The following is a 24,184-nucleotide window of genomic DNA, read 5'->3' as shown; positions in this document are numbered from 1 at the left end:
TACACAGGTACGACGAACGTCAATGTTGTGTAGAAACTTGATCTCGCGAGGTCACCCGGTTGAGCACCGACCACGCCCACGTTACGAACACCCACAGGGCCAGCGCTGCCGCCGAGTCGGTGAAGATCGTGGCGAACCAGAACGCCGGGATCCGCGGCACGCCCACCAGGAAGTGGCCGGCGCTGGCCAGCCCGGACAGCGAGTAGACCAGCAGGAACGCGAGCGCGCGCGGGTATCGCCCCTGTTCGTACGCCCGGTAGCCGAGCCAGCCGAACACCGTGAACAGGACCCAGCCGAACGCGACGACGACCTGCGTGACCAGCAGCGGAATGCCCGGGACCGGCGGGTAGTCCGCCGCCCGGATGACGTTGTGCGCGTAGTGCAGCGTGGTCGTGAGCAGCGAGAAGCCGAGGATCACGCGGAGCGGCGTCAGCCCCTTTTCCTTGAGAACGTCCATCACAGCCCCCTGGATTTGATAGATCGCTCTAGCGAAGGTACCGCCGCCTCTTTCACAGGGAAAGTGCCGGGCGGCACTTTCCCTATGAAAGCTCCGCCTCAGACCAGGTCGATGCGGTGCTGCGTCACCGGGTAGCCGGCCTTGGCGAACGCCTTGGCCATCGGCACGTTGCCGACGTCGGTACCCGCGACGATCTGCTCCGCGCCGTACCCGACGAGGTCGTGCGTGGCCTCGACCAGCAGGTCGTAGGCGTAGCCCTTCCCGCGCTGCTCGGGCACCACGGCGATGTACCCGACGACCGGGTCGTACGCGTTGCGGCTCGGCAGGGTGAGCCCGACGAGCTCGCCATCGGGGGTGTACGCCAGCCGCCACCAGTCCCGCGGCGCCGGCATCCACAGCATGATGTCCAGGTCTTCGCGGGCGGCCGCGTCGAGCCCGTGCTCCTCGATCGTCTTGCGGACGTGCGCGTCGAGGCTGCCGACGTGCACGCGCTTGAAGACGTCGAGGAACACGTCGTCGTCCGGCTCGGGCCGGAACTCGAGCCGGCCCGGCTTCTCCGGCAGGCCGTTTTCCGGCGTCCAGCAGAACCGGTAGCGCTCGACGAGCTTGCGGTAGCCCGCCTTCTCGGCCGCTTCGACGCGGATGGTGACCTCGTGCTTCACGTCGGGGTCGTCCTGCCACGCGGGCGGCGTGTTCAACGCGTACTCCGCACGCAGCGGCACCTTCTTCAGCAGCTCGACGCCCGCGTCGAAGTCGGTGAAGTCGAACCAGTCGAGCGCGATCGGCGTCTCGTCCTTCGGCGTGCCCCACCAGGCGGCCCGCGCCACGACGACGTCGTCGCGCAGGGCGACCCAGACCCACCCGGGCCGGTATTCGCCCTTCGCCGCCATCTCGGTGAAGTCGTTGCCGAACAGCTTGCGGCCGACGAGACCGCGGTCGGGCAGGGAGGTGAACAGGGCTTCTTCGCCCGCTTCGAGCGGGCGGATGACCAGATCGGTCACGGAATTCCTTCCAGGAGTACGCGCTCCCGGTCAGGTACCCGGCACCCTCGTTCCGAGGTGGGAGCGCGTGATCGGTTGGGTGATCATCGGTCCCACCTCCTTTCGCTGATCATGGGTGCTCGCGTGAAGTTAGGGCCTCCGGCACCGGGCGTCAACGTATTTTCTGGAGGACGACCCGCGTGCTCAGCCGCGGCTGGTCGTAGGAGTGCGACGCCTCCAGGACGTACTCGCCGGCGATGTGCTGCCAGCCGTCGCGCCAGACCTCGGCGGACCTCGGCGTGACGACGATGTCGGTCTCGACGGCCTCACCGGGCCCGGCCTCGACGCTCGCGAAGCCGGCGAGCCAGCGAGGTGGCCGGTCGCCGCGTTCGGTCGGCGCCAGGTAGAGCTGGACGACTTCGCGGCCCCTGCGCGTCCCTGAGTTGCGTACGCGGACTCGGACGCGCGCGCCGCCTTCGTCGTCCGGGTAGACGTCGAGTTCCTCGTACACCCAGGTCGTGTAGCCGAGGCCGTGGCCGAACCAATACGCGGGTTGTGTCTCCGCTTTCGCGTACGCGCTGTACCCGATGTAGACGCCTTCGCCGTACTCGAGGACGCCTTCTTCCGGGGTGACGTCGGTGACCGGGGCGTCTTCGAGCTTCGCCGGCCAGGTCGTCGGCAAGCGGCCGCCGGGCTCCTCGCGGCCGAAGAGGACATCGGCGAGCGCGTCGCCGCCGGCCTGGCCGGGGAACCAGGTGAGCAGCACCGCGGCGACGTCGTCGCGCCACGGCAGTTCCACCGGGGAGCCGGCGTTCACGACGACCACCGTGTTGGGGTTGGCCTTCGCGACCCGGGTGACGAGTTCGTCCTGCCTTCCGGGCAGGGCCAGGGAAGTCCGGTCGAAGCCTTCACTCTCGACCTCGGCGGTGGTACCGACCACGACGACGGCGACGTCCGACTTCCCCGCCAGGGCAACGGCTTCGTCGAGGGCTGCGTCCGGGGCGGGCACCGGGCCGCGGTGGCCGAGCGCGAAAGTGACCCAGGCGAACGTGCCGCGGGCGAACTCCGCCATCTCCGACGGGATCCAGTACGTGAGGCTGATGTCGACGAGCTCGCCGGCGGTCAGCTCGACCTCGCGGCGCTGCTCGATGACCTGCATGATCGACGTGAAGACGTCGCCGCCTTCGGGCAGGTTGACGCCGTCGAAGAGGGTCTGGCCGGCCACCGTGAGGCGCAGGTCGCCGGGGCCGGTGACGGCGAAGGTGTGCGTGCCGCCGCGTTCCGGCAGGTAGGTGCCTTCGATCTCGACCGACGCGAGCGTGGCGAGGTCGAGCCCGCGCGGCAGCTCGCCGATCCAGTTGATTTTGGCTTCCCTGAGCGGAAATTCAGCCAATCGGGTGCCATCGGCCGCTTTGGCGGTCGCGCGGAGCCGGAAATTGTCGGTGGCCGGCGGTAGCGTCGTTCGCGGATCGGCACCGAGGGCGAACGCCAGGTCGGTGCCCGGGGGAACGGCCTTGCGGAGGCCGTCGAGAGGGGAGACGACGTGATCGGGGAACACGGTGGCGCTGCCGCCACCCAGGATCTTGGGGTCCTCGGCCAGCGCGCCGATCAGCGCGATGCTCTGCGGTTGCTTGAGCGGGAGCACGCCGGTTTCGTTGCTGAGCAACACGAACGACCGGTGCGCGACCTCGCGCGCGATCGCGTCACCGTCCAGAGTGGACGGTGCTGGGACAGCTGCGCCGCCGAGCGCGCCGGTCCGGTGGGCCAGCAGGAGCACGCGGCGGACCATGTCGTCGACGACTTCTTCGTCGACTTCGCCGCCGTGCACGGCTTCCGCGAGCTGGTCGCCGAAAACCGTGCGGGGGCCGGGCATCGCGACGTCGAGGCCGCCGTTGGCGGAGGCGACGGTGTCGCGCGCGGCCAGCCAGTCGGAGACGACGAAGCCGTCGAAGCCCCATTCGTCGCGCAGCACGCCGTTGAGGAGCCCGGCGTGCTGGGTCATCGTGGTGCCGTTGACGCTGTTGTAGGCGGCCATGATCCCCCACGGCTTCGCCCGTCGGACGATGAGTTCGAAGGGTGCGAGGTAGAGCTCGCGCAGGGCGCGTTCGCCGACGCGGACGTCGGCGGTGAAGCGCTCGGTCTCGAAGTCGTTGGCGACGAAGTGCTTGACCGTGACGGCGACCCCGCCGTCCTGCACGCCGGTGACGTAGCCGGCGCCGATCATCCCGGCGAGGAGGGGATCTTCCGAGTAGCACTCGAAGTGGCGGCCGCCCAGGGGCGAGCGCTGGAGGTTGACGGTCGGGGCGAGCAGGACGTGCACGCCCTTGCGCCGGGCTTCCTGCGCGAGCAGCCGGCCGACGCGCACGGCCAGCCGCGGGTCCCAGCTCGCGGCGAGGGCCGTCGGGCTGGGGAGCGTCACCGAGGGGTCGTCCGGGCTCCACCGGACCCCGCGGACGCCGACGGGGCCGTCGGAGAGCACGAGGGAGGCCAGGCCGAGGTCCGGGTGCGCGGGCAGGCTCCAGACGTCCTGGCCGGCGAGCAGGCTCGCCTTGGTGTCCAGGTCGAGCCCGGCCAGCAGCGCGTCGACGTCGAAGCTCATGGGCGCTTACTGTACCTGGCGATGACTAGTGAACGTTACAGTTTCGTGACAGCGCGTCCCGTAGGCTCGGGATCATGACCCGGGCCAGGGGCGCCGACCGCCGCGCGAGCATCGTCCGAGCGGCGTTCGAGGTGATCGCCGAACGCGGCTACCGGGGCACTTCGCTGGCGGCGGTGGCCGACCGCGTCGGGCTGACGCAGCAGGGGCTGATGCACTACTTCCCGACGAAGGAGGACTTGCTGACGGCGGTGCTGGAGACCCGCGACGAGTGGGACTTGCTGCACTTCGGGCACGCCGAGTCGTCGATGACGGTCAACCAGCTGGCGGACCTGGTCGACTACAACGCGACGCGGCCGGGAATAGTCCAGACGTACACGGTGCTGTCGGCGGACAGCGTGACGGAGGACCACCCGGCGCGCGGGTACTTCCACGACCGGTACGAGCGGGTGCGCGCGGGCATGACGCAGATGCTGGAGCGCCACCGGGACGAGCTGCCCCCGGGGACGACCCCGGAGCAGCTGGCACCGATCGCGATCGCGGTGCTGGACGGGCTGCAGCTGCAGTGGCTGCTGGACCGGTCGGAGGTCGACATGTCGGCCGGGTTCCGCACGTTCTTGACGCTGCTGGGCATCAAACCGGACTGACGGTCGCGGGCTCCGAGGGTTCGCGGCGCATCGGCGGCCGCGGGGCGGGGCGGGGCGGGGCGGGGCGGGGCGGGGCGGGGCGGGGACAGCCTGACCAGCCGGCACCGCCGGCCGGCCCACGCCAGGCGGCTCAACTCGGCCCCACCAACCCACGCAAAGCCGCCCGCCGGCCGGCCCACGCCAGGCCCCACCAACCCACGAGAGCCAGGCCGCCACCGCCAACGACCCACCCCGGGAGGCCGCTTACCTGGCCGACAGCCGCCCGCGGCCAGCGCTCCACCCAGGCAGCCGCCCGCCCGGCCGACCCGCCGCCCGCCCCCACCTCGCAGCCTCCACCCCGGGCCACCGAAACCGTTCCCCCGGTGTGATTGCGCCAACCCCCACCACCTGACACCGTGTTCCGATGCTGAAGCAGGTAGCCGACGGCGTGTGGGTCCGGCAGAGCGAATGGGTCTGGAGCAACACCACCGTCATCCGCACGGACGACGGCCTGGTCCTCGTCGACCCCGGCATCACCGGCGCCGAACTGAACGAGCTCGCCGACGACCTCGACCAGCTCGGCCTCCCCGTGGTCGCCGGGTTCTGCACCCACCCCCACTTCGACCACCTGCTCTGGCACCCCCGCTTCGGCGACGTCCCCCGCTACGCCACCCCAGCCGCGGCCGAAGTCGCCACCGAAGCCCGGGAGCGCGCGCAGGCCATGGCGGCCGAGACCGCGCCCGACATCCCCCTCGAGCCGATCGCCCTCGTCACCCCGCTGCCCGCCGACAACCCCCTGCCCGGCGAGCTCGTCGAGCACGATGCCCACGCCGTCGGCCACGCCGCTCTGCTGCTGGCCGACCGGGGCGTCCTGCTCGCCGGCGACATGCTCTCCGACGTCCTGATCCCGCTCCTCGACCCGCGCCGCTCCGGTCAGGAAGACGCCTACCCCGCCGCGCTCGACCGGCTCGAAGCGGCCGCCAAGGACGTCGACGTCCTGATCCCCGGGCACGGCGCCATCGCCGAAGGACACGAGATCGCTGCCCGCTTCGCCACCGACCGCGCCTACCTCGCGGCGTTGCGGCGCGGCGAAGAACCGGCCGACGAACGCTGGGGAAAGCGCAAGTAGCTCAGCCCATCCCGATGCTCTGCCGCTCGACCTCGATCAGCCCGACCACCCGCACCTGCTCCCGCGGGTAACCCTGTCCGATGTACTTCGTGGCGATGCGGTCGACGATCTCCCAGCCCCTGTCGCCGTCGATCCACTCGACCACGCGGCCGCGGATGATCACCGGCTCGAACGGGTTGTCCGCCGGGGTCAGGGACAGCGCCACCCGCGGGTCGCGGCGGAGGTTGCGGGCCTTGCGGGAGTCCGGGCCGGTCATGATCGCGATGTGGTCGCCCTCCGGGTCGACCCACAGCGGGATCGAGTGCGGGGCGCCGTCGGGCAGGACCGTGGCCAGGTGGGCCACCACGTTCGTCGAGAGGATGCGGCGGACGTCTTCGTTCAGCATGGCTTTCTCCTTGGGTGAGTTCAGGCGACCGAGTAGTGGAGGTGGGTGACGCCGGGAGCGGCGACGGCGTCGACCAGCCGCAGCCGCACGTGCGAGGGCAGTTCCTGGAAGAACGAGCGCCCGCCGCCGAGCAGGACCGGGACCTGGTGGAGGACGACCTCGTCGACCAGGCCCGCCGCCAGCGCCGACGTCAGGACGCCGCCGCCCATCAGGCCGACATCCTTGCCGCCCGCCGCCTCGCGCGCGGCCTCGATGGCCTCCTCGATGTCGCCCACCAGGGTCTGCCGCGGCGTCAGCTCGGGCGCCGGGCGGTGGCTGAGCAGGAAGAGCGGGGCGCCGGGGTGCGGGCTGCCGCCGCCGAAGTGGTCCGAGTCCTCATAGGTGTTCCGGCCGGCCACGATCGCGCCGACGCGCCCCGCGAGGTCGTCGAAGACGCGGGCGCTCGGTTCGCTGAGCTTGAAGAAGTCGAACACGCGGCTCTGGGTGTCGCCGTCGGTGTACCAGTCGAAGAGCGTCCCGCCGTCGCCGAGACCGTGCCCCGGACCGGCGCCGCGGCCGGTGATGTACCCGTCGACCGACACTGCGTGGGCACTGAAGACCTTGCTCATCGCGATCCTTCCGGAGTTCCTTGAGGAGACTCCGTAACCGTAGCAGGACGAGTTCCCTAAGGGAACCCCGAATGCTAAAGTGGTCTCATGCAGCGCACCCACTTCAGCGAACTGGCCGCGTGCTCGATCGCACGCACGCTCGACGTCATCGGCGAGCCCTGGTCACCCCTGATCCTGCGGGACGTGTGGGTCGGGGCCAGCCGGTTCGAGCAGATCCAGGCCGACCTCGGCATCTCGCGCAAGGTTCTCACCGAACGCCTGAATCACCTCGTCGACCAGGGCATCGTCGAGCGGCGGCCGTACGACCGGCGGCCGCGCTACGAGTACGTCCTGACCGAGAAGGGCACCGAACTCGTCGACATGCTGATGGTCATGACCCGCTGGGGCGACAAGTGGCTCGCGGGCGAGGCCGGCCCTCCCGTGCTCTACCGGCACCACGCGTGCGGCGAAATCACCACCGTCGACCTCCGCTGCACCCACTGCGGCGAGCCGATGCACGCACGCGACGTCGACGCGCTTCCCGGCCCCGGCGTGGCCGCGTAACCCTCAGTGCAACCGCGGCTGCGCGACGACCTCACGCAGCCGGCGCAACGTCCGCAGCGTCGTTTCCAGGTCCTCCTGGGACACCGCGCCCGCCACGTCCTCCGCCCACGCGACCTGCGCCACCCCCAGTTCGCGCATCGCCGCCTTCGCCCGCCGCGTCAACGACAGCAGCGGCGCCCGCGCGTCGGCCGGGTTCGGCAGGCGGTCGAGCATTCCGTTGCGCAGCAAGCGGTTCACCGTCTCCTGGACACTCTGGCGCCGCAGCCCGCGGCGTCGCGCCACCTCGGCCGCGGTCGCCGGGCCGTCCTCGAGGAAGCCGAGGACCTGCCACTGCGCGGCCGTCAGCCCGACCGGCTCGGTCAGCGCGTCGCCCGCGGTCAGGAAGCCGCCGTTGCACGCGAAGACCGCGTCGATCACCCGGGTGAACGTCTCGGCTCGATGGGACCGCATGCGTGCTAGTCTCGCACATCGACAGGTACCTGTCGAAATGGAGACGACCATGGACATGCCCACCCTCGGCCCCGCGCACGACGCGTTGAAGGCCTTCGCCGGCGACTGGACCGGCACCGAGGAGCTCGCCGCTTCACCGTGGGCGCCGGCTTCGACCGCGCGCGCCGAGTGCCGGTACCGCTCGGAGCTCAACGGGTTCGCACTGGTCCAGGACTACCGCCAGCTGCGCGACGACGGCACGGAGTTCCTGGGGCACAACATCTTCACCGTGGACCCGCACACCGGCGAGACGCTCTGGTACGGCTTCGACAGCTACGGCTACCCGCCCGAGTCGCCGGCTCGCGGAGACTGGTCCGGCGCGACGCTCGTCCTCGAGAAGCAGACCGCTCGCGGGGTGGCCCGGCACCGGCTCACCCCGGACGGCGCCACCCTGACCCACGAAATCGACATCAGACTGGGCGAAGACGGCGAATTCAGCGCATTTCTGCGGGCGCGGTACACCCGCGAAAACAGGTAGGAGGAAACAGGCGACGCCCCTCCCCCCTGGCACGAGGACGTCACCTGTTTCCGGTCTCTGCCACCACATCCGCGGACCTGCCGACCCGGGCGGCCCAGCGACGGGTCAATTTCACAACAATTATTAGTTATTCGGTGTTGCTCGATTCGAGGTTCTGCAGCGAGTGTGTCCCCGACACTCGCGAAGGCCCAGAGAAATCGATTACTTTCACCCGAACGGCCTAGCGGCGCTCCGAAATTGTCGGACCCCCGGAGTAGAGATGGATGCGTGCGCAGACCCGCCGGAACACCCCAGGACGCCACCGACGCGGCCCCGCTGATCGGGGTCGAGAACGTGAAGATGCCCGAATGGGCACGCGTCGACGAACGCGTGGCCGCGGCCGGCTTCGGCCAGGCCGTGCGCGCGTTGCCGACCGCGATCGCCGTCGTGCTGCGGCTGGCCTGGCGCACGTCGCCACGGCTGACGCTGCTGGCCGGCTTCGTGCACGTCATCTCGGGCTGCGTCACGGCGTTCGGGCTGCTCGCCACCGCGAACGTCTTCACCGCGCTGCTCGAACAGGGCCCGACACCGGATCGGGTGCTGCAGTCGCTGCCCGCGATCGCGGTCGTCACCGGCTCGTACGCGGCGCGCGCGTTGCTCGACGCCGCCGTCGCGGCCGTCGAGGGCGCGTTGCGGCCCCGCGTCACCGCGGCGGCGGACGACGCGGTGACGGCGGCGGTCGTGCGCGTCGGGCTGATCGCGTTCGAGGACGCCGACTTCCGCGAGCTGGCGCGGCAGGGCGCGCGGTTCGGCGTCCGGTCGATCGAAACGAGCCTGCGCCGGCTGGCCGACCTGACGTCGTCGGTCATCTCGCTCGCGGCTGCGATGCTGACGGCGGGGCTCCTCAACCCGTGGCTGGCGCCGGTCCTGCTGCTCGCCGCGGCGGCCGACGGTTTCGCCGCCGCGCGCATCGCGAAGCTGAACTACCGGCACTTCATCGACACGGTCGGGCGCAACATCCGCAAGTCGGTGGTCGAAGAGGTCGCGACCTGGCGGTCGATGGCCCTCGAACGGCACGCGCTGACGTTGCAGGAACCGTTGCTCGGCGAATACCGGCGCATCTCGCGCAGCCTGATGCAGGAAGAGGTCCAGCTGGCGCACCGCAGCAACCTGGTGCGCACGACCGGCCGGGCGGCGGCCGGGTTCGGCACCGCCGTCGCGTACCTGGTGCTCGGCTGGCTCCTCTACTCCGGCGGGATGGAACTGGCGCTGGCCGGCACGGCGGTGCTGGCGATGCGCACGGCGTCGACGGCGCTGTCGAACACCATGCGCGCGGTCAATTCGCTGTACGAGGACTCGTTCTACATCGGGTTCTACAACCAGCTGCTGGTGGAATCGGTGCGTCGGCAACCACCGCCGACGGCGCTGACCGCGCCGGCCGACCCGGGCGAGATCCGGCTGGAGGGCGTCTCGTTCACCTACCCGGGCCAGCAGCGGCCGGCGCTGCGGGACATCTCGCTGACGATCCGGCGCGGCGAGGTGGTCGCGCTCGTCGGGGAGAACGGGTCGGGCAAGACGACGCTGGGCAAGCTGCTGACCGGGCTGTACCCACCGGACGAAGGCGTGGTCCGCTGGGACGACGTCGACCTCGCGCACGCGGACCCGGCGTCGGTGCACGCGAACATCGCGGTGATCGCGCAGGAACCGGCGGAGTGGCCGATGACAGCGGCGAACAACGTCACGGTGGGCCGCCTCGGCCGCGCGGACCCGGACGGCCGGGCGTGGCGCGAAGCGGTGGACTACTCGGGCGCGGACGAGGTGATCGAGTCGTTGCCCGCCAAGGAGAACACGGTGCTGTCCAAGAAGTTCGACGAGGGCCAGGACCTGTCGGGCGGCCAGTGGCAGCGCATGGGCATCGCCCGCGGCATCTACCGCGACGCCTCGGTCCTGGTGGCCGACGAACCGACGGCGGCGCTCGACGCCCGCGCGGAGGCCCGGGTGTTCGCCGGGCTGCAACACGCAAGCGCGTCCCACGACGGCCGGCGCACGACGATCCTGGTCACCCACCGGCTGGCGAACATCCGCTCGGCGGACCGGATCCTGGTGCTGGAGAAGGGAAGACTGATCGAGCAGGGAACCCACGAGGAGCTGACCAGGGCGGCCGGGGTGTACCACGAGCTGTACGAAATCCAGGCGCGCGCCTACCGCGCGGGCCCGGAGGTCCCGGAGCCGCGCACCATCACTTCTTGATCCCGCTGCCGCCGCTGATGAACATCGCGCCCACGATGGTCGCGGCGGACCCGACGAGGGACGGCACGATCAGCCGGCTGAGCTCCAGGCCGAACTCGGGAGTGATGCCGTGGTTCCAGACCGCCGCCAGCACCAGCCCGAAGACCAGGAGCAGCACGACCATGATCGAGCCGAGTACGAGCCGTTGCATCTGCGAGCGATGCCGCAGCTCCTCCTTCTGCAGCTGGGTCTCGTGATTGTATTCGCGCGTGAGCATGACCTGGTCGTGCTCCCGCTCCAGCTGCTTGACCTCGTCGGCCCGGCCCAGGGTCGGCGGCAGTGCCAGCGTGACCGGCACCGCCGGGGGCTCCGGCACCAGCACGCGCACGACCTCGCTCGTCTGCGGCGGCGGATCGCCGAGGCCGAGCTCGACCGGCTCCGCGTCCTCTATCACCGTCTCCCCGTCGCCGGCCTCGGAGTCGACGGCGGCAACGACCGGCTCCTCACCTTCGGCTGCCGGTGGCGGGGCCTCGTCGTCAGTCATCGTCCCCGGCCTTTTCCGGGCGCGGCGGGACGTCGGTCCGGCAGCGGCTTCGGAGGAAGGGGGTGGTCCTGGCCTCGTGTTCGAACCCCTCCAGCGTCGAGCCTTCAAGCCACGCGAGCACCCGGGAGTCTTCCCACCAACGCTGGTCGTTCTCCGCTTCTTCGGCGTGCGTCGCGGTGGCGTCGGGGCGTGGCGGCGGTGTCCTGTGCTCGGGTGGTTTGGTCATGGCTGTCCTTTCCCGGTCCATCGACGGATGGCACCCGACGGGGACAAGTGCCGTGCGCGGTCACTGCTATCCCCAAGGTACCTTGATGTGTGCTGTACGTGTGTTGATGCTGTGTCTAGCGTGTGTGTACTGTGGGTATCAAAGAGTCTCAGCGTGGTTAAGAAGTGTGAAACCCGCCGCTTGGCGGTGGTGATCTGCCTGAGCGAGTGGTTTAGTGGCTAGCGAAGCCCACGGGCTCGGACCAGGGCAGCGCTACCGCCGGGACGAAGACGGGAGCAGCAGATGCGCGCTTGTCGCTCGCTTTCACCACGTTGAAAGCAGTCCAGAGGTGGCGTCTGGCCAGGGGCCGGGCACATAGTGGTACTGAGCGGGGAGCCGGGCACCGGACCTCGCCTGCCGGCGGCGCGCTCGGGGAGGCGTCGCGAGCCCGGGGACCACCAGAGGAAGGGACACGACCATGAGCAGGCCTACCGCCACGTCGACGACCGACCGCACCGATATCCAACCGGGGCCCGCGGCGAGTCCGAAACCGAAGCCCGCCCCGAAGCGCATCAACGTCGCCGTCAACGCCGATACCCTCGCCGCGCTCGAGAACGTGTGCGAGCGGGAGAACGTCTCGCTGACCGAAGCGGTCCGCCGCCTGACCGGCATCGGTGACGTCATGTACCGCGCCGTCAAGGAGGACCACGCCGAACTGCTGGTCCGAACCGAGACCGAAACGAAGCAGATTCTCATTCTTTGAGCCTGGTCCGCGGTTCTCACGAGGGGTCGGCAGCGCGTCTTCGGCCCCTCGAACCGTGTTCTGGAATTGTCAAGGATCCCCTCCGGAGACACGGCGAAGTGCCGGGCTTCCGCGTCCACCTTCCGTGTTACGCCGCTTTGCACGGATCCGAAACGAAGCGAAGAAGACCAGTGTGAATTGACCAGGATTTGTCACGACGGATTCGCACGCCGTCGTGAAGATTTCCGACCGGACGCGGCTCGCTTCGGTTGATCACGTGTGCCGCTCGCGTACTCCGGCCAGCGGATTTACCGCGCCGATCCCGCGGGGCAGACTGGCCTGTCGAGCCCGAGGAGGCCTGATGCGCCAGCTCACCGCCCTGGACGTGCAGTTCCTCAACGCCGAGTCGACCACCACCACCGGGCACGTCGGGGGCCTCTCGATCCTCGACCCCCTGACCGCGCCGGACCGGACCCTCACCCTCGACGGCCTGCGCGAGCACATCGGGTCGCGGCTGCACCTCGCGAGACCGCTGCGCTGGCGGTTGCTGCCCGTGCCGCTCGGGCTCGACCACCCCTACTGGATCGACGATCCCGAGTTCGACCTCGAATACCACGTCCGCGAGATCGCGCTGCCCGCTCCCGGCGATCCGAAACAGCTCGGGGAACAGATCGCGCGCCTCACCGCGCGGCCGCTCGACCGGCGGCGGCCGCTCTGGGAGGCCTACCTCATGCACGGCCTGCACGACGGCACCAAGGCCGTCTACACGAAGGTCCACCACAGCGCCATCGACGGCGTCTCCGGGGCCGAGCTCATCGGCGTCCTCATGGACACCACCGCCGAACCGGCACCGCGAAAACCACCCAAGACCCCACAAAAGGAGCCCGTCCCCACGCCCGTCGCACTCGCGCTCAACGGGACCCGGAAGCTCGTGCTGCACCCCGTCAAAGCCGCGCTGCAGGTACCGAAACTGCTGCAGCACCTCGACGACGTCCCCGGCCTCGGCCGCTACCCCGGCGTCGGGCTGCTGGCGAAGGCCGGCAGCGTGCTCAACCGCGTCACGCGCCAGGGGCCCGGGCGCCACGAGGCCGCCCGGCCGCGGCTCGTCGCGCCCGACACGCCGTTCAACGGGCCGATCAGCCCGCACCGCCGGTTCGCGTACGGCTCGCTGCCCCTCGACGAGGTCAAGCACGTCAAGAACACCTTCGGTGTCACCGTGAACGACGTCGTGCTCGCGTTGTGCGCGAGCGTCATGCGCCGGTGGCTGGCCGATCACGACGCCCTGCCCGACCAGCCGCTCGTCACGCTCGTCCCGCTGTCCGTACGGACGCCCGAGCAGGCGAAGGACGCCGGCAACCAGGTCTCCGTCATGCTCGCGCCGCTGCCGACGCACCTCGCCGACCCCGCCGCGCGGCTGGCCGAGGTCACCAGCGCGATGGTCGCCGCGAAGCAGCGGTACCAGCCGCTGCCGGCGTCGTGGCTGGTCGACTTCAGCGGGATGCTGCCGGCCGCGCTCGGCGGGCTCGCCGCCCGCGCCACGATGAAGTTCCTCGGCGCCACCGCGCCGGTCGTCAACCTCGTCGTCTCGAACGTGCCGGGCTCGCAGCGGCCGCTGTACCTCGCCGGCGCGCGGCTGCTCGGCAACTACCCGGTGTCCGCGATCACCGACGCGAGTGGCGGGCTGAACATCACCGTGATGTCCTACGACGGCAAGCTGGACTTCGGGCTCGTCGCCTGCCGTGAGCTGATCCCGGACGTCTGGGACCTGATCGGCCACCTGCACGACGCACTGGCCGAGCTCACGAAACTGGCCGCCGAGCACACCCGGGAGCCCTGATGGCGGAGCAGGTCACCGAGGTCGGCGGAGTCGAGCTGTGCCACGAAACCTTCGGCGACGCGGGCGGCCGGCCGCTGCTGCTCGTGATGGGCCTCGGCGCGCCGATGATCTGGTGGGACGAAGAGTTCTGCGCATCCCTTGCCGCACAGGGGTTCCGGGTCGTCCGGTTCGACAACCGGGACGCCGGCCGGTCGAGCCGGATGCGGGGCCGGGCCAACCTCGCGCAGGCGTACCTGCTGCACAGCGCGCCCTATTCGCTGGCCGACATGGCCGCCGACGCCGCCGGGCTGCTGGACGCGCTGGGCATCCCGGCCGCGCACGTCGTGGGCGCGTCGATGGGCGGGATGATCGCGCAGACCCTGGCGATCCGGCACCCCGCGCGGGTGCTGTCGCTGACGTCGATCATGTCCAGCACCGGCGGCCGGCTGGTCGGCCGCCCGAGCGGCCGGGCGATGTCGATGCTGCTCAGCGCGCCGCCGCGCAGCCGCGCGGAGTACGTCGAAATGCTCGTGCGGACCTTCCGGCTGATCGGTTCGCCGGGCTACCCGTTCGACGAGGCCCGCATGCGCGACCGCGCCGAGCGCACGTTCGACCGCGGCGTCCACCCCGGCGGCACGCTGCGCCAGCTCGCGGCGATCATGGCCGAGCGCGACCGGGCTCCGCGGCTGCGGAAGGTGCGCACACCCGCCTTGGTGGTCCACGGCGCCCGCGACCCGCTGGTCCACGTCTCCGGCGGCCGCGCGACGGCGCGAGCCATCCCCGGCGCCGACCTCGACGTCGTCCCGGGCATGGGCCACGACCTGCCCCGCGAAGTCTGGCCGCGGATCGTCCGCGGCATCACGCGGATCGCCGAGCGCGCCGAGGTCAGCCCGAAAGCGTGATCGAGCCCAGGTGGGAGAAGTGCGCCGCCACGCGGGAGCCGCTTCGAAGCGGGACGGCGTCCGTCATGCCGCCCGTCAGCACGATCCAGCCCGGCTCCACCGCCAGCCCGCGCGCGCCCAGCGCGTTCGCCGCCAGGGCCAGTGCTTCGGCCGGGTGGCCCTGGACTGCCGCGCCCGTCGCCGTGTCGACGATCTGGCCGTCGACCTCCAGCAGCGCCGCCTCCAGCGAGAGATCCAGCGACGCGGGCGGCAGGCCCACCGGGCCCACGCTGAAGTACGCCGACGAGCCGTTGTCCGCGACGGCGTCCGGGAGCGTGAAGCGGTAGTCCGCGTAGCGGCTGTCGATGATCTCGACGCCGCCGTACACGCGGTCGACCGCGGCCAGCGCCGTCGCCGCCGTCACGCCCGGGCCCGCCAAGCGGTCCCGCATCACGAAGACCAGTTCCGGTTCGGCGCGCGGGTGGATCAGCCGCGGCACGGGGACACCGGCGGGCAGCACCATTGCGTCCGTCAGCCAGGCCAGCAGTGGCGCGTCGATGCCCATCCGCTCCTGCTTCGCCCGGGACGTCAGGCCCAGCTTGAGCCCGACCAGCGTCTCGCCGCGGGCCCGTCGCTGCCGCAACGCCTCGGCCTGGATCGCGTACGCCGTGTCGACGTCCAGCTCCGGCCACTCCTCGGACAGCGGCGAACGCTCCGAAGTCGTCCCCAGCAGCGCGGTGGCCGCTTCCCGCACGTTCACGATTCCTCCGAAAAGACCGCGGTGACACTGCCCAGGCCGGCGATGGTCGCGACGACCGTGTCGCCCGGCGAAACCGGGATCGCGCGGGTCATCGAGCCCGGCAGCACGACGTGCCCGGGTTCGAGCGTGACGCCCAGCGGCCCGACCGTGTTCGCCAGCCACACCAGCGAGTTCAACGGCGACCCGAGCACCGCGCCGCCCGCGCCGGTGGCCGCCACCTCGCCGTTCTGGTGCAGCACGCAGCCGGCGAGCCGCAGGTCGGCGTCGCGCAGCGCCGTCGGACGGCTGCCCAGCACCACCCCGCCGGAGGACGCGTTGTCGGCGATCGTGTCGAACAGCGAGATCTTCCAGTCCCGGATCCGCGAGTCGACGATCTCCAGCGACGGCAGCACGAAGTCGACCGCCCGCACGGCGTCGGCGACCGTGACGCCGGGGCCGCGCAGCGCCGAGCCGAGGACGAACGCGATCTCCGGCTCGATCCGCGGCTGCAGGAACGCCGCCGTCGGGATCGGCTGGTGCTCCAGGTGGAACATGCTGCCGGTGAGGTGCCCGTAGTCGGGCTGGTCGACGCCCATCTGCCGCTGCATCGCGGCGGACGCGAGCCCGACCTTGTGCCCGCGGACGGCGTCCCCGCCCTCGACCCACTTCCGCACCTGCTCCTGCTGGATCCGGTACGCGTCTTCGACCCCCGCGTCCGGGTAGAGCTTGATCAGCGGCTCGATCGGTTCGCGCGTCGCGTAGGCCCGCGCCAGTACGGCGGCGGCCTCCTGCACCAAGCTGGCATCCACGCTCCGGACTCTGCCGTGCGGGCACCCCGCACACAAGCCTCGGCGTTCCGGTCAACGGAACTCTCGCCAAGCAACCTCTTGCACGCGAGATAAATCGAGCGTAGCTTGGAGAACACCACCAGGAAGGGACGTGAGGGACATGGCACCGACCCAGGCCGAGGTCACCAAGCTCGCCGAAATCCGCGACGAGCTGCGCGAGCGCCACCTGCGCCCGGCCGCCGACCGTCCGGCGACGAACGGGCGCGGCATCCACCACACCGCGCTGATCTCCAGCGACGTCGAGCGGACCATCGGGTTCTACCAGGACATCCTGGGCTTCCCGCTCACCGAGCTGATCGAGAACCGCGACTACCCCGGTTCGAGCCACTTCTTCTTCGACGTCGGCAACGGCAACGCGGTCGCGTTCTTCGACCTGCCCGGTCTGGACCTCGGCCCGTACGCGGAAGTCCTGGGTGGACTGCACCACCTGGCCCTGTCCGTCACTCCCGAACGGTGGAGCGCGATCAAGGACAAGCTCGACGAAGCCGGCGTGAAGTACCTGCTGGAAAGCAAGACTTCCATCTACCTGTCCGATCCGGACGGTGCCCGCGTCGAGCTGATCTCCGACCCGCTCGGCGAGATGTACGGCGAGAAGATCGGCTGAAACCGTGTTCCGGGCGTCGCGCGGCGTTTAGCCTGTGCGCGACGTCTGGAGGTCCGATGTCCGACTGGTCGCTTTCCCGCGCGAAGGCACGGCTCGATCGCCGTGAGCTGCTCGACGAACTCACCGCGCGCACCCGCTTCGAGGTCCGGCTGCACCTGAACGAGCCGGCGACGAACGGCGCCTACGACGAGCTGACGAGCATCTTCGCGATCGGGCACGGCGAGTGCGCGGCACTGCTGGCGCACCACCGGCTGCTGCCGTGGTGGGAGCGCGCGTTGCTGTTCCGGTACGCGCGGCGCCTGCACGGCAAGGCGATCACGCGCAGCGTCGGCGTCGTGCCCGCCGAGGTGGCGCCGCAGGCCGCCCGCGCGTTCGGCGCCGAGATCGCCGAGCTCGCCCCGGATTCCGGCGACACCGGCGCGAAGTACGACCTCCAGGGCCGCGGGCTGCTGACGGTGTTCCGCATCGCCGTCGGCGCGAAGGGCGCGGCGTGGCCCGACCAGCACGAAGTCGCGGTGACGTCCGCCCGCAACATCCTGACGTGCGCGGCGACCTTCGCCCGCCGCAAGCCGTGGCATGTGATCTGGCCCGTCTACCGGGTGCGTGGCCTGCGGCTCTGGAAGCTTTGACGCCCGCTCGGCGTTCTGACTGGCATGAAGGCAGAGGAAATCCTCGAAGGCGCGAAGACGATCGCCGTGGTGGGCCTGAGCCGCGACCCGGCCAAGGCCGCGCACGGCGTCCCGGCGGTCCTGCAGGCGCACGGGTTTCGGATCATCCCGGTCCACCCGACGGCCACCGAGCTGCTCGGCGAGAAGGTCTACCGGTCGCTGAAGGACATCCCGGAGCCGGTCGACCTGGTCGACGTGTTCCGGCCGTCCCCGGAGGCGCCGGGCATCGCGCGCGAAGCGGTGGAGATCGGCGCGAAGGCGTTGTGGCTGCAGCAGGGGATCATGTCGGCCGAGGCGCGGCGGATCGCCGAGGAGGGCGGCCTCGAGTACGTCGAGAACCGCTGCACGGCGGTGGTCCGCGCGACGGCGGCGATCTCGAAAAACTAGGCGGCGCTCCTCGTTCGGCGGCCTATGCTCCGAAGCGATGACCACCGAGACGAACCCGCGCACCGAGACACTGCGAATCCCCACCCCCGACGGCGAGGCCGATGCCTTCGCCGCGTTCCCGGGCCACGGGCGGCACCCGGGGGTGCTGATGTACCCGGACGGCTTCGGCATCCGGCCGGTGCTGCGGGACCTGGCCCGCGAACTGGCCGGTCACGGGTACTACGTGCTCGTGCCCAACATCTTCTACCGAACCGGACCCGCCCCGGTGCTCGACCTTCCCGAGCACATCGGCGAAGAAGCCCGGCCCGCGATCTTCGCGCGGCTGATGCCCATGATCGAGGCGCACACCACCGAACGCGTCCTGCGGGACGCCGGCGCCTACCTCCGGTTCCTCACCACGCGACCTGAAGTCGGCGCCGGCCCGGTCGCGGTGACCGGCTACTGCATCGGTGGCCTCCTCGCGACGCGCACCGCGGCGGCCCACCCCGAGCAGGTGGCCGCCCTCGCCGCGTTCCACGCCCCGGTGGGCGCCGCCGGGCCGGACGACCTGCACCGGATCACCGCCCGAGTCCACTTCGGCCACGCCGCAACCGACCTGACGCCCGACGCGCTCGTCGAGCTCAACCGGACCCTCGACGCCGCGGGCATCGACTACACGTCCGAGATCTACCCCGGAACCGTGCACGGCTTCACGATGTCCGACACCGACGCCTTCGACCCCGCCGCACTGCGGCTGCACTGGGACCGCCTGCTGCCGCTGCTGGCCTAGGCCGACGCTCCGAAGTGGACGATCCGGTGGTTCCCGGTCTCCGCGACCCAAACCCCGCCCAGACCGTCGTCGGCCATGTCCCTCGGGGAGCTGATCGGCTCCGTCGTGTCGGACAGGGCCGCACCCGTCCGCGTGTCGAAACGCGCCACCCGTCCGGTGTCGTCGACCAGCAGCCGCCCCGCGTGGTCCAACGCCAGCCCGCGCGGCCGGTCCAACCCGCCGAACTCGCGCACGAACCCGCCCCACCACGAGAACTGGACCACCCGGCGGTTGCCCGTGTCGGCGACGTACACGTGGCCCGCCGCGTCGACCGCGACCCCTTCGGGCGCCTTCAACCGTCCGGCGAGGACGCGCACGAGCGCGCCGTCGTGGGTGAACGCCTGGACGCGGTCGTTGCCCGTGTCCGCCACCCACACCCGGCCGCGGACGTCGACCGCTATCCCGGACGGCGCGCGGAACTGGCCCGGCCCGGCGCCGGGCCCGCCGAACGCGCGCGGGAGCGACGCGACTTCACTGGTGGCCACGGCACCAGGATCGCCGACCGCGAGCCACGGCGGCCAGTACCGAAAAGAGTGTTCAGCGACTGTTCGGCCGTCGCTCACCACGTCCACCGCGAGCACGTTCGCCGGTCCAGGAAGCTGTACGCGGGCAGCGGCCCGATCCAGTCGGCCTGGACGCCGCCGCCGCGGGTGAGCCCGGTGACCGCGTCGCGCACCACGAGCAGGTCGCCCATCCCGACGAGGAACGCCCAGCGCTCGTCGGCGGACTCGCCCGCCGGCAGCGCCACCGAATCCCGCGCCCGCTCGGCGACCTCGGAGAGCAGCACGTCGGAGCGGGCGGACCGCCACGCCGAGCCGGGCTCGGTGAACCGCAGGCAGACGTGCACCTCGGCCAAGCCGTCGAGTCGGTCGAGGTCGGATCGGTAGGTGTCGGCCGCCGGCATCAGCACGTCGGCGCGGACGGCGTCCTCGTCGTCGGCCACCGTGCCGAACCGGACCGGCAGCACCGGACCGCCCTCGACCAGCGCGGACACCACCGCCAGGTGCTTGGCGGGGTCCGGTTCGGGTTCGCCGACGACCATCGCCAGGTCCTCCCAGCGCACCGTCCGCGGCGCCCGCGGGTGCCCGGCGCGCACGACGCCGTAGAGCTGCAGCGTCACGGCTGTTCGACCGGGATCGCCGGCTCGACCGGCACGGCCACCGCCGGCGTCGGGGCGGGCGGCGGGATGAGCCCGGTCGTCTGCCCGAGGCCCTGGGAGATCTGCCCGGGCACGGGCGTGTTCTGCAGCCGTTGCATCGCTTCGAGGTAGCGGATGTAGGTGTCGACGCTGGCGATCACGATCCGCGCCTCGATCGCCAGCAGCTCGATCCCGATCACCGACACCCGCACCGAGGCGTCGATGACGAGTCCCTTGTCCAGCAGGATGTCGAGCGTGTCGGCGAGCCCGCCGCCGGTCTGTCCCGGTCTGGTCACCTAGAACCTTTCTTCGAGGACCGCGCGCAGCTCGGCGAACCGGGCGTCCAGTGCGATCAGGGCCTGGCCGAGGTCTTCGACCTGGGCGGGGGTGAGGGTTTCCAGGCGCCGCAACGCCTGCCGTTCCAGCACTTCGCGGAGGATGTCGAGCACGGTGACGACCAGGTGGCCGAGCCCCCGGCCGGCGTCGGCGGGGATCCGGATCGGCTCGCTCACCCTTCGAGCCCGAGCAGCAGCAGCCGCAGGTCGAGCCGGACCAGGTCGATGCCGGCGAGCGAGATGATCACGTCCCCGGTCACGACGGCGCCGCGGTGCACGACCCGGTCGAGCAGGTCGGCGACGGACTCCACGGCGGCGTCAGCCATCGGCCGGCACCCCGAGCTCGACGTCGGTGAACGAGTACGGCGGCCACGGTCCCGACGTCTCCACCGTCGCGCCCGCCGCGCGCAGCTCGCGGGCGAACCACTCGAACTCCGCGTGGAACGCGGCCTCGCGCCCGGTTTCGACGAGGTACGCGGTGTTGACCAGCACGCCGTGCGGGCGCGCCCGCTCCATGCGGTCGGCGGCGTGCCGGCGCAGCGCGTCCTCCAGGCGCCCGGCCGCGGCGACGACGTCCTCGCGCGCCTGCTGCAGCGCCTTCAGCCGTTCGCGGCGCCGGACGAGGTACTGCGTGCCGGTCAGGCCCGCGGCGTCCGGCCGGGTGGTCGCGGCGGGCTCGGCGTGCCGGACCCGCACGCCCCACTCGCGGTGCCCCTCGACCTCGTCGAGGCAGTCCCGCGCCTGGTCGTAGGCCACTTCCAGGAGCCGTTTCACCGAGGCTTCGCCGTCGAGGACCGTGCCGAACCGCAGCGGCAGCACCGGTTCGTGGCGGAACACCGCGCGCACGACGGCGTCGTGTTCGCGGGCCAGCTCGGCGAGCGCGCCGTCGACCGGGTCGAGCGTGTCGATGCGGTCGAAGCGCGCCGGGCTCACCTCCGAGACGACGACGCCCAGGTCGCGGAAGCCGACGAGCCGGGGCGCCGGGCCGAGGTCCAGCCCGTCGCGGTTGCGGGTGATCGCGTAGGCGCAGAGCCATTCGCGGGTGCTCACCGGGGTTCTTCCCTTCCGCTCGGCACGGGCAGCCGGGCTTCGAGTTCGGCGACGCGCGCCGCCAAGTCGGTTCTCGCCAGTTCCTCCCGCGGCGCGTTCGGTGCGAAGAACGGGTCGTTCGTCCACCAGTCCATGCCCATTTCCCGCGCGGTCTGCGCGGACGCGATGAACAGCCGGATCCGCAGCGTCAGCAATTCGACGTCGACGACGCTGACGCCGATGTCACCGGCTATCACGACGCCCTTGTCGAGCACGCGTTCCAGAATGTCCGCCAATGAATCGGACGAAGCGGCCAATCGTGTCACCCTTCCTTTCAGGAATCGGTGGTGCCCCGCGTGAACCGCCGCAGGCGCTCGCACGCGGTCAGCTCACCGGCGACGTCGACGTCGACCCGGTAGGTCGCCAGCACACTGGTGGAGTCCGGGATCCGGGCCAGCTCGACGACGTCGACGAGCACGGACCAGCCGCCGTCGGCGCGGGTCCGGACCCCGGTCACGGCGTGCGGGGTCATCCCCGTGACCACGCCGAACTGGGCCGTCGCTTCGCGAATGGCGTCGACGGCACGAAGCCGGGAAACGGATTTCCCGGAGCTTTCCGGTATATTGTTGTTTTGGGCAAGGAACGGCTGCGGCGATTCCGTCATCGCTTTCCTGGTCTCGGGTGGGTGCCCACCGTAGCAACGGGCACAACCACGCGCAGGTGAGCCGCACCACGGCATTTTTCACCGGTTCGCGGGAACGGCTGGGCGATCTGCGGCAACCGGCGGCGTCAAACGGCGGAGCACCGGCACGCCCAGCGGCACCAATTCCGGGATTTCCCCCGGAAGATCACGATCGAGTAACGTCTACCAGCCGGTAGCCGACACCGCGGACCGTCTCGATGGTCCGGGTGCCGAACGGGACGTCGATCTTGCGCCGCAGGTACCCGACGTAGACCTCGACGACGTTCTCGTCGCCGTCGTAGTGCGCGTCCCAGACGTGGCTCAGGATCTCGTTCTTCGTCAGCGCCGTGCCCGGTCGCCGCAGCAGGAACTCCAGCAACCCGAACTCCCGCGCGGTCAGCTCGATCCGCGTCTGTCCCCTGTGGACGGTGCGGGCCGACGGGTCGAGCCGCAGGTCGGCCGCCTCGAGCACGGCGGGCCGGGCCGGCGCGCCCCGGCGCAGCAGCGCGCGCAGCCGGGCGATCAGCACGACGAAGGAGAACGGCTTGGACAGGTAGTCGTCGGCGCCGAGGTCGAACGCGTCGGCTTCGTCGTACTCGCCGTCCTTCGCGGTGAGCATCAGCACCGGCGTCCAGTTTTCGGCCGCGCGCAAGCGTTTCAGCACCTCGTAGCCGGACAGCTCGGGCAGCATGATGTCGAGCACGACGACGTCGTACTCCTGCTCGGTGGCCCGCCAGAGCCCCTCACGGCCGGTGTGCGCGACGTCGACGGTGAACCCCTCGGCGACCAGGCCGCGCCGCAGCGTCTCCGCGAACTCGCGCTCGTCCTCCACGATCAGCAGCCGCACTTACTCCTCCTCGGGCAGTTCGAGCACCGGCAGTTCGAGCACGAACCGCGCGCCCGGCTCGTCCGACGCGGCGTAGCGCGCGCTCCCGCCGTGGCGTGCCGCGATGCCCGCCACGATCGGCAGGCCCAGGCCGGTGCCGCCGTGTTCGCGCTGCCGCGACGCGTCGAGCCGGACGAACCGTTCGAAGATCCGGTCGCGGTCGGCTTCGGCGACGCCGGGGCCGTCGTCGCTCACCTCGACGACGGCGAGGTCGCCGCGCACCGAGCTGGCCACCCGGATGCGCGTGCGCGCGTGGCCGCGGGCGTTGTCGACCAGGTTCCGCACCGCCCGGCGCAGCTGGGCCTCGCTGCCGCGGACCTTCGCCGGCCCGGCGCGAACTTCGACGTCCAGCGCGCACTCGCCGCGGACCCGCTCGGCCTCGGCGCGCACGATGTCGTCGAGGTCGACCTCGACGCGCGACGGCCGGTCGGTCGCGTCGTCGGTGCGGGCGAGCATGAGCAGGTCGTCGACGAGCTCGCGCAGCCGCGCGGTCTCGCGGGCGATCACCGGCACCAGGTCCTCGGTGCTCTCCGGGTGCCGCCCGGAGACGTCGAGCGCGGTGCTGATGGTGGACAGCGGCGAGCGCAGTTCGTGGCTGGCGTCCGCGACGAACCGGCGTTGCGCGGCCTGGGCCGACGCGAGCCGGCCGAGCATCTCGTTGAGCGTCACGGCCAGCCGGTGCACCTCGTCACCGCCGGGCGGCAGCGGGACGCGGGCGGCGAGGTCGCGCGTCGAGATCTCGGCGACGGTCCGGCGCATCCGCTCGACCGGCCGCAGCGCCGAGCCGACCGCGCGGTAGACGGCGAGGCCGGAGATCGCCAGCAGCGGGATCGCGATCAGGCCGAGCAGCAGCGTCAGCCGCGTCGAGGCTTCGGTCACCGGCTCCAGCGACCGCGCGGAGATCACCGTGTACGGCCCGCCGGGACCGTTGACCTGCTGCGACACGACGCGGTAGTCGTCGCTGTCGCCGTTGAGCCCGAGCGGGAGGGTCTCGATGGCTTCCTGCCCGACGGCCGGGCGCGCGGCGGTCAGCGGCGGGTGCCCGACGATGGCCGGGTCGCTCGCGATCGGCACGCCCCGGGCGTTGAGGACCTGGGTGACGGCCTCGGTGTCGCCGGTGCTGGCGACGTCGGAGGCGCTGAGGTCGCGCGCGCCCTCGCGGACGAGCTGGATGGCGACCTGCCGGCCGGTGCTGCGGGCACTCTCGGTGACGCTGCGGTCGAGCGACTCTTCGAGCAGCACGACGACCACCGCGAGCGCGGCGGCGATGGCCAGCGCGAGCGCGAAGACGGCCACGGCGGTGGTCCGCATCCGCACGCCGGTCGCGGCGATCACCTTGCCCAGTTTCACCAACTCAGCGTAACCACGAGCGG

General features: G+C 71.3%; 32 protein-coding genes. 12 read left to right on the top strand and 20 right to left on the bottom strand.

Annotation, left to right across the window (positions count from 1 at the left end; all coding sequences use genetic code 11):
- Nucleotides 1-19: 19 nt before the first annotated feature.
- From BLV96_RS21460 to BLV96_RS21450, 3 genes are all read right to left on the bottom strand, one after another.
- The gene (locus tag BLV96_RS21460) at nucleotides 20-457 is read right to left on the bottom strand and encodes a hypothetical protein (protein ID WP_086678840.1); all 438 of its coding nucleotides are present in this window, start codon (nucleotides 455-457) and stop codon (nucleotides 20-22) included.
- Between the two features lie 98 nt (nucleotides 458-555).
- The gene (locus BLV96_RS21455) at nucleotides 556-1,458 is read right to left on the bottom strand and encodes a GNAT family N-acetyltransferase (RefSeq protein WP_086678839.1); all 903 of its coding nucleotides are present in this window, start codon (nucleotides 1,456-1,458) and stop codon (nucleotides 556-558) included.
- 151 nt (nucleotides 1,459-1,609) lie between these two features.
- Nucleotides 1,610-4,036: a beta-glucosidase H gene (locus tag BLV96_RS21450; RefSeq protein WP_086678838.1), complete on the bottom strand. Its 2,427-nt coding sequence runs from the start codon at nucleotides 4,034-4,036 to the stop codon at nucleotides 1,610-1,612.
- A 74-nt stretch (nucleotides 4,037-4,110) separates the two neighbouring features.
- On the opposite strand from BLV96_RS21450, the gene BLV96_RS21445 reads away from it, so the two are divergent.
- Together BLV96_RS21445 and BLV96_RS21440 are read left to right on the top strand one after the other, a co-directional pair.
- A complete protein-coding gene (locus BLV96_RS21445) occupies nucleotides 4,111-4,680 on the top strand; it encodes a TetR/AcrR family transcriptional regulator (protein ID WP_086678837.1) in 570 nt (189 codons plus the stop codon).
- Nucleotides 4,681-5,083: 403 nt separating this feature from the next.
- Nucleotides 5,084-5,788, top strand: a complete 705-nt coding sequence (locus BLV96_RS21440; protein WP_086674575.1) for an MBL fold metallo-hydrolase — start codon at nucleotides 5,084-5,086, stop codon at nucleotides 5,786-5,788.
- A 1-nt stretch (nucleotide 5,789) separates the two neighbouring features.
- Here BLV96_RS21440 and BLV96_RS21435 read toward each other — a convergent pair whose 3' ends face one another.
- Complete coding sequence (locus tag BLV96_RS21435; protein WP_086674574.1) at nucleotides 5,790-6,173, bottom strand: TIGR03618 family F420-dependent PPOX class oxidoreductase; 384 nt, start codon at nucleotides 6,171-6,173, stop codon at nucleotides 5,790-5,792.
- Between the two features lie 20 nt (nucleotides 6,174-6,193).
- Nucleotides 6,194-6,781: a dihydrofolate reductase family protein gene (locus BLV96_RS21430; protein ID WP_086674573.1), complete on the bottom strand. Its 588-nt coding sequence runs from the start codon at nucleotides 6,779-6,781 to the stop codon at nucleotides 6,194-6,196.
- 87 nt (nucleotides 6,782-6,868) lie between these two features.
- Here BLV96_RS21430 and BLV96_RS21425 point away from each other — a divergent pair, with 87 nt between their 5' ends.
- A complete protein-coding gene (locus tag BLV96_RS21425) occupies nucleotides 6,869-7,324 on the top strand; it encodes a winged helix-turn-helix transcriptional regulator (protein ID WP_086674572.1) in 456 nt (151 codons plus the stop codon).
- A gap of 3 nt (nucleotides 7,325-7,327) precedes the next feature.
- On the opposite strand, the gene BLV96_RS21420 is transcribed toward BLV96_RS21425, so the two are convergent.
- A complete protein-coding gene (locus BLV96_RS21420) occupies nucleotides 7,328-7,774 on the bottom strand; it encodes a MarR family winged helix-turn-helix transcriptional regulator (protein WP_086674571.1) in 447 nt (148 codons plus the stop codon).
- Between the two features lie 49 nt (nucleotides 7,775-7,823).
- Between BLV96_RS21420 and BLV96_RS21415 the strand changes: the two genes are divergently transcribed.
- Complete coding sequence (locus tag BLV96_RS21415) at nucleotides 7,824-8,291, top strand: DUF1579 family protein (protein ID WP_244180373.1); 468 nt, start codon at nucleotides 7,824-7,826, stop codon at nucleotides 8,289-8,291.
- A gap of 339 nt (nucleotides 8,292-8,630) precedes the next feature.
- On the top strand, nucleotides 8,631-10,520 hold the full coding sequence (locus BLV96_RS21410; RefSeq protein WP_086674591.1) for an ATP-binding cassette domain-containing protein: 1,890 nt from the start codon (nucleotides 8,631-8,633) through the stop codon (nucleotides 10,518-10,520).
- On the opposite strand, the gene BLV96_RS21405 is transcribed toward BLV96_RS21410, so the two are convergent.
- A complete protein-coding gene (locus tag BLV96_RS21405; protein ID WP_086674569.1) occupies nucleotides 10,510-11,043 on the bottom strand; it encodes a hypothetical protein in 534 nt (177 codons plus the stop codon). The two genes, BLV96_RS21410 and BLV96_RS21405, sit on opposite strands and share 11 nt — an antisense overlap.
- Entirely contained in the window at nucleotides 11,036-11,290 is a 255-nt protein-coding gene (locus tag BLV96_RS21400) for a hypothetical protein (RefSeq protein WP_167379668.1), read from the bottom strand. Before BLV96_RS21400 ends, BLV96_RS21405 begins: the two co-directional genes overlap by 8 nt.
- Nucleotides 11,291-11,726: 436 nt before the next feature.
- On the opposite strand from BLV96_RS21400, the gene BLV96_RS21395 reads away from it, so the two are divergent.
- The 3 genes from BLV96_RS21395 to BLV96_RS21385 all read left to right on the top strand — a co-directional run bounded on the left by BLV96_RS21395 (nucleotide 11,727) and on the right by BLV96_RS21385 (nucleotide 14,708).
- Entirely contained in the window at nucleotides 11,727-12,011 is a 285-nt protein-coding gene (locus tag BLV96_RS21395; protein WP_086674567.1) for a ribbon-helix-helix domain-containing protein, read from the top strand.
- A 340-nt stretch (nucleotides 12,012-12,351) separates the two neighbouring features.
- Entirely contained in the window at nucleotides 12,352-13,827 is a 1,476-nt protein-coding gene (locus BLV96_RS21390; protein WP_086674566.1) for a WS/DGAT/MGAT family O-acyltransferase, read from the top strand.
- The gene (locus BLV96_RS21385; protein ID WP_086674565.1) at nucleotides 13,827-14,708 is read left to right on the top strand and encodes an alpha/beta fold hydrolase; all 882 of its coding nucleotides are present in this window, start codon (nucleotides 13,827-13,829) and stop codon (nucleotides 14,706-14,708) included. The genes BLV96_RS21390 and BLV96_RS21385 overlap by 1 nt, the downstream gene beginning before the upstream one ends.
- Here the strand turns inward: BLV96_RS21385 and BLV96_RS21380 are convergent.
- On the bottom strand, nucleotides 14,692-15,447 hold the full coding sequence (locus tag BLV96_RS21380) for a 2-keto-4-pentenoate hydratase (protein WP_208608286.1): 756 nt from the start codon (nucleotides 15,445-15,447) through the stop codon (nucleotides 14,692-14,694). The two genes, BLV96_RS21385 and BLV96_RS21380, sit on opposite strands and share 17 nt — an antisense overlap.
- Nucleotides 15,444-16,235, bottom strand: a complete 792-nt coding sequence (locus tag BLV96_RS21375; protein WP_086674564.1) for a 2-keto-4-pentenoate hydratase — start codon at nucleotides 16,233-16,235, stop codon at nucleotides 15,444-15,446. The genes BLV96_RS21380 and BLV96_RS21375 overlap by 4 nt, the downstream gene beginning before the upstream one ends.
- A gap of 139 nt (nucleotides 16,236-16,374) precedes the next feature.
- Here BLV96_RS21375 and BLV96_RS21370 point away from each other — a divergent pair, with 139 nt between their 5' ends.
- Genes BLV96_RS21370 through BLV96_RS21355 form a run of 4 tightly spaced genes read left to right on the top strand, consistent with a single transcriptional unit; the run spans nucleotide 16,375 to nucleotide 18,702 of the window.
- The gene (locus BLV96_RS21370) at nucleotides 16,375-16,878 is read left to right on the top strand and encodes a VOC family protein (protein WP_167379667.1); all 504 of its coding nucleotides are present in this window, start codon (nucleotides 16,375-16,377) and stop codon (nucleotides 16,876-16,878) included.
- A gap of 56 nt (nucleotides 16,879-16,934) precedes the next feature.
- The gene (locus tag BLV96_RS21365) at nucleotides 16,935-17,507 is read left to right on the top strand and encodes a hypothetical protein (RefSeq protein WP_086674562.1); all 573 of its coding nucleotides are present in this window, start codon (nucleotides 16,935-16,937) and stop codon (nucleotides 17,505-17,507) included.
- 24 nt (nucleotides 17,508-17,531) lie between these two features.
- Nucleotides 17,532-17,933 (top strand): CoA-binding protein, encoded by a 402-nt coding sequence (locus BLV96_RS21360; RefSeq protein WP_086674561.1) that lies wholly within the window; start codon nucleotides 17,532-17,534, stop codon nucleotides 17,931-17,933.
- A gap of 37 nt (nucleotides 17,934-17,970) precedes the next feature.
- Nucleotides 17,971-18,702 (top strand): dienelactone hydrolase family protein, encoded by a 732-nt coding sequence (locus BLV96_RS21355; RefSeq protein ID WP_086674560.1) that lies wholly within the window; start codon nucleotides 17,971-17,973, stop codon nucleotides 18,700-18,702.
- Here the strand turns inward: BLV96_RS21355 and BLV96_RS21350 are convergent.
- The 10 genes from BLV96_RS21350 to BLV96_RS21305 form a co-directional block, all read right to left on the bottom strand.
- Nucleotides 18,699-19,226 (bottom strand): NHL repeat-containing protein, encoded by a 528-nt coding sequence (locus BLV96_RS21350; RefSeq protein ID WP_086674559.1) that lies wholly within the window; start codon nucleotides 19,224-19,226, stop codon nucleotides 18,699-18,701. The genes BLV96_RS21355 and BLV96_RS21350 overlap by 4 nt on opposite strands.
- Nucleotides 19,227-19,300: 74 nt before the next feature.
- On the bottom strand, nucleotides 19,301-19,861 hold the full coding sequence (locus BLV96_RS21345; RefSeq protein WP_086674558.1) for a GvpL/GvpF family gas vesicle protein: 561 nt from the start codon (nucleotides 19,859-19,861) through the stop codon (nucleotides 19,301-19,303).
- Complete coding sequence (gene gvpJ, locus BLV96_RS21340; protein ID WP_086674557.1) at nucleotides 19,858-20,175, bottom strand: gas vesicle protein GvpJ; 318 nt, start codon at nucleotides 20,173-20,175, stop codon at nucleotides 19,858-19,860. Before gvpJ (BLV96_RS21340) ends, BLV96_RS21345 begins: the two co-directional genes overlap by 4 nt.
- A complete protein-coding gene (gene gvpK / locus BLV96_RS21335) occupies nucleotides 20,176-20,391 on the bottom strand; it encodes a gas vesicle protein GvpK (RefSeq protein ID WP_167379666.1) in 216 nt (71 codons plus the stop codon). It lies immediately after the preceding gene.
- A complete protein-coding gene (gvpJ, locus tag BLV96_RS21330) occupies nucleotides 20,388-20,540 on the bottom strand; it encodes a gas vesicle protein GvpJ (RefSeq protein ID WP_086674556.1) in 153 nt (50 codons plus the stop codon). The genes gvpK and gvpJ (BLV96_RS21330) overlap by 4 nt, the downstream gene beginning before the upstream one ends.
- Entirely contained in the window at nucleotides 20,533-21,264 is a 732-nt protein-coding gene (locus BLV96_RS21325) for a GvpL/GvpF family gas vesicle protein (RefSeq protein WP_086674555.1), read from the bottom strand. Before BLV96_RS21325 ends, gvpJ (BLV96_RS21330) begins: the two co-directional genes overlap by 8 nt.
- Complete coding sequence (locus BLV96_RS21320; RefSeq protein ID WP_244180369.1) at nucleotides 21,261-21,569, bottom strand: gas vesicle protein; 309 nt, start codon at nucleotides 21,567-21,569, stop codon at nucleotides 21,261-21,263. The genes BLV96_RS21325 and BLV96_RS21320 overlap by 4 nt, the downstream gene beginning before the upstream one ends.
- Nucleotides 21,570-21,577: 8 nt before the next feature.
- Nucleotides 21,578-21,907: a gas vesicle protein GvpO gene (locus BLV96_RS21315; RefSeq protein WP_086674553.1), complete on the bottom strand. Its 330-nt coding sequence runs from the start codon at nucleotides 21,905-21,907 to the stop codon at nucleotides 21,578-21,580.
- A gap of 184 nt (nucleotides 21,908-22,091) precedes the next feature.
- A complete protein-coding gene (locus BLV96_RS21310; protein ID WP_086674552.1) occupies nucleotides 22,092-22,772 on the bottom strand; it encodes a response regulator transcription factor in 681 nt (226 codons plus the stop codon).
- On the bottom strand, nucleotides 22,773-24,161 hold the full coding sequence (locus BLV96_RS21305; RefSeq protein WP_244180367.1) for a sensor histidine kinase: 1,389 nt from the start codon (nucleotides 24,159-24,161) through the stop codon (nucleotides 22,773-22,775).
- Between the last annotated feature and the right edge of the window lie 23 nt (nucleotides 24,162-24,184).

Origin of the sequence: Amycolatopsis pretoriensis, from assembly GCF_900107925.1 — a bacterium.
In the GTDB taxonomy this organism is placed as follows: domain Bacteria; phylum Actinomycetota; class Actinomycetes; order Mycobacteriales; family Pseudonocardiaceae; genus Amycolatopsis; species Amycolatopsis pretoriensis.
This window is presented reverse-complemented; position numbering and strand designations above follow the sequence as displayed.

Coding starts and splice junctions, on each gene's coding strand:
- BLV96_RS21460 (WP_086678840.1), bottom strand. CDS start 457: ATGGACGTTCTCAAGGAAAAGGGGCTGACGCCGCTCCGCGTGATCCTC.
- BLV96_RS21450 (WP_086678838.1), bottom strand. CDS start 4,036: ATGAGCTTCGACGTCGACGCGCTGCTGGCCGGGCTCGACCTGGACACC.
- BLV96_RS21445 (WP_086678837.1), top strand. CDS start 4,111: ATGACCCGGGCCAGGGGCGCCGACCGCCGCGCGAGCATCGTCCGAGCG.
- BLV96_RS21440 (WP_086674575.1), top strand. CDS start 5,084: ATGCTGAAGCAGGTAGCCGACGGCGTGTGGGTCCGGCAGAGCGAATGG.
- BLV96_RS21435 (WP_086674574.1), bottom strand. CDS start 6,173: ATGCTGAACGAAGACGTCCGCCGCATCCTCTCGACGAACGTGGTGGCC.
- BLV96_RS21430 (WP_086674573.1), bottom strand. CDS start 6,781: ATGAGCAAGGTCTTCAGTGCCCACGCAGTGTCGGTCGACGGGTACATC.
- BLV96_RS21425 (WP_086674572.1), top strand. CDS start 6,869: ATGCAGCGCACCCACTTCAGCGAACTGGCCGCGTGCTCGATCGCACGC.
- BLV96_RS21420 (WP_086674571.1), bottom strand. CDS start 7,774: ATGCGGTCCCATCGAGCCGAGACGTTCACCCGGGTGATCGACGCGGTC.
- BLV96_RS21415 (WP_244180373.1), top strand. CDS start 7,824: ATGGACATGCCCACCCTCGGCCCCGCGCACGACGCGTTGAAGGCCTTC.
- BLV96_RS21410 (WP_086674591.1), top strand. CDS start 8,631: ATGCCCGAATGGGCACGCGTCGACGAACGCGTGGCCGCGGCCGGCTTC.
- BLV96_RS21405 (WP_086674569.1), bottom strand. CDS start 11,043: ATGACTGACGACGAGGCCCCGCCACCGGCAGCCGAAGGTGAGGAGCCG.
- BLV96_RS21400 (WP_167379668.1), bottom strand. CDS start 11,290: ATGGACCGGGAAAGGACAGCCATGACCAAACCACCCGAGCACAGGACA.
- BLV96_RS21395 (WP_086674567.1), top strand. CDS start 11,727: ATGAGCAGGCCTACCGCCACGTCGACGACCGACCGCACCGATATCCAA.
- BLV96_RS21390 (WP_086674566.1), top strand. CDS start 12,352: ATGCGCCAGCTCACCGCCCTGGACGTGCAGTTCCTCAACGCCGAGTCG.
- BLV96_RS21385 (WP_086674565.1), top strand. CDS start 13,827: ATGGCGGAGCAGGTCACCGAGGTCGGCGGAGTCGAGCTGTGCCACGAA.
- BLV96_RS21370 (WP_167379667.1), top strand. CDS start 16,375: ATGGCACCGACCCAGGCCGAGGTCACCAAGCTCGCCGAAATCCGCGAC.
- BLV96_RS21365 (WP_086674562.1), top strand. CDS start 16,935: ATGTCCGACTGGTCGCTTTCCCGCGCGAAGGCACGGCTCGATCGCCGT.
- BLV96_RS21360 (WP_086674561.1), top strand. CDS start 17,532: ATGAAGGCAGAGGAAATCCTCGAAGGCGCGAAGACGATCGCCGTGGTG.
- BLV96_RS21355 (WP_086674560.1), top strand. CDS start 17,971: ATGACCACCGAGACGAACCCGCGCACCGAGACACTGCGAATCCCCACC.
- gvpJ (WP_086674556.1), bottom strand. CDS start 20,540: ATGGCTGACGCCGCCGTGGAGTCCGTCGCCGACCTGCTCGACCGGGTC.
- BLV96_RS21315 (WP_086674553.1), bottom strand. CDS start 21,907: ATGACGGAATCGCCGCAGCCGTTCCTTGCCCAAAACAACAATATACCG.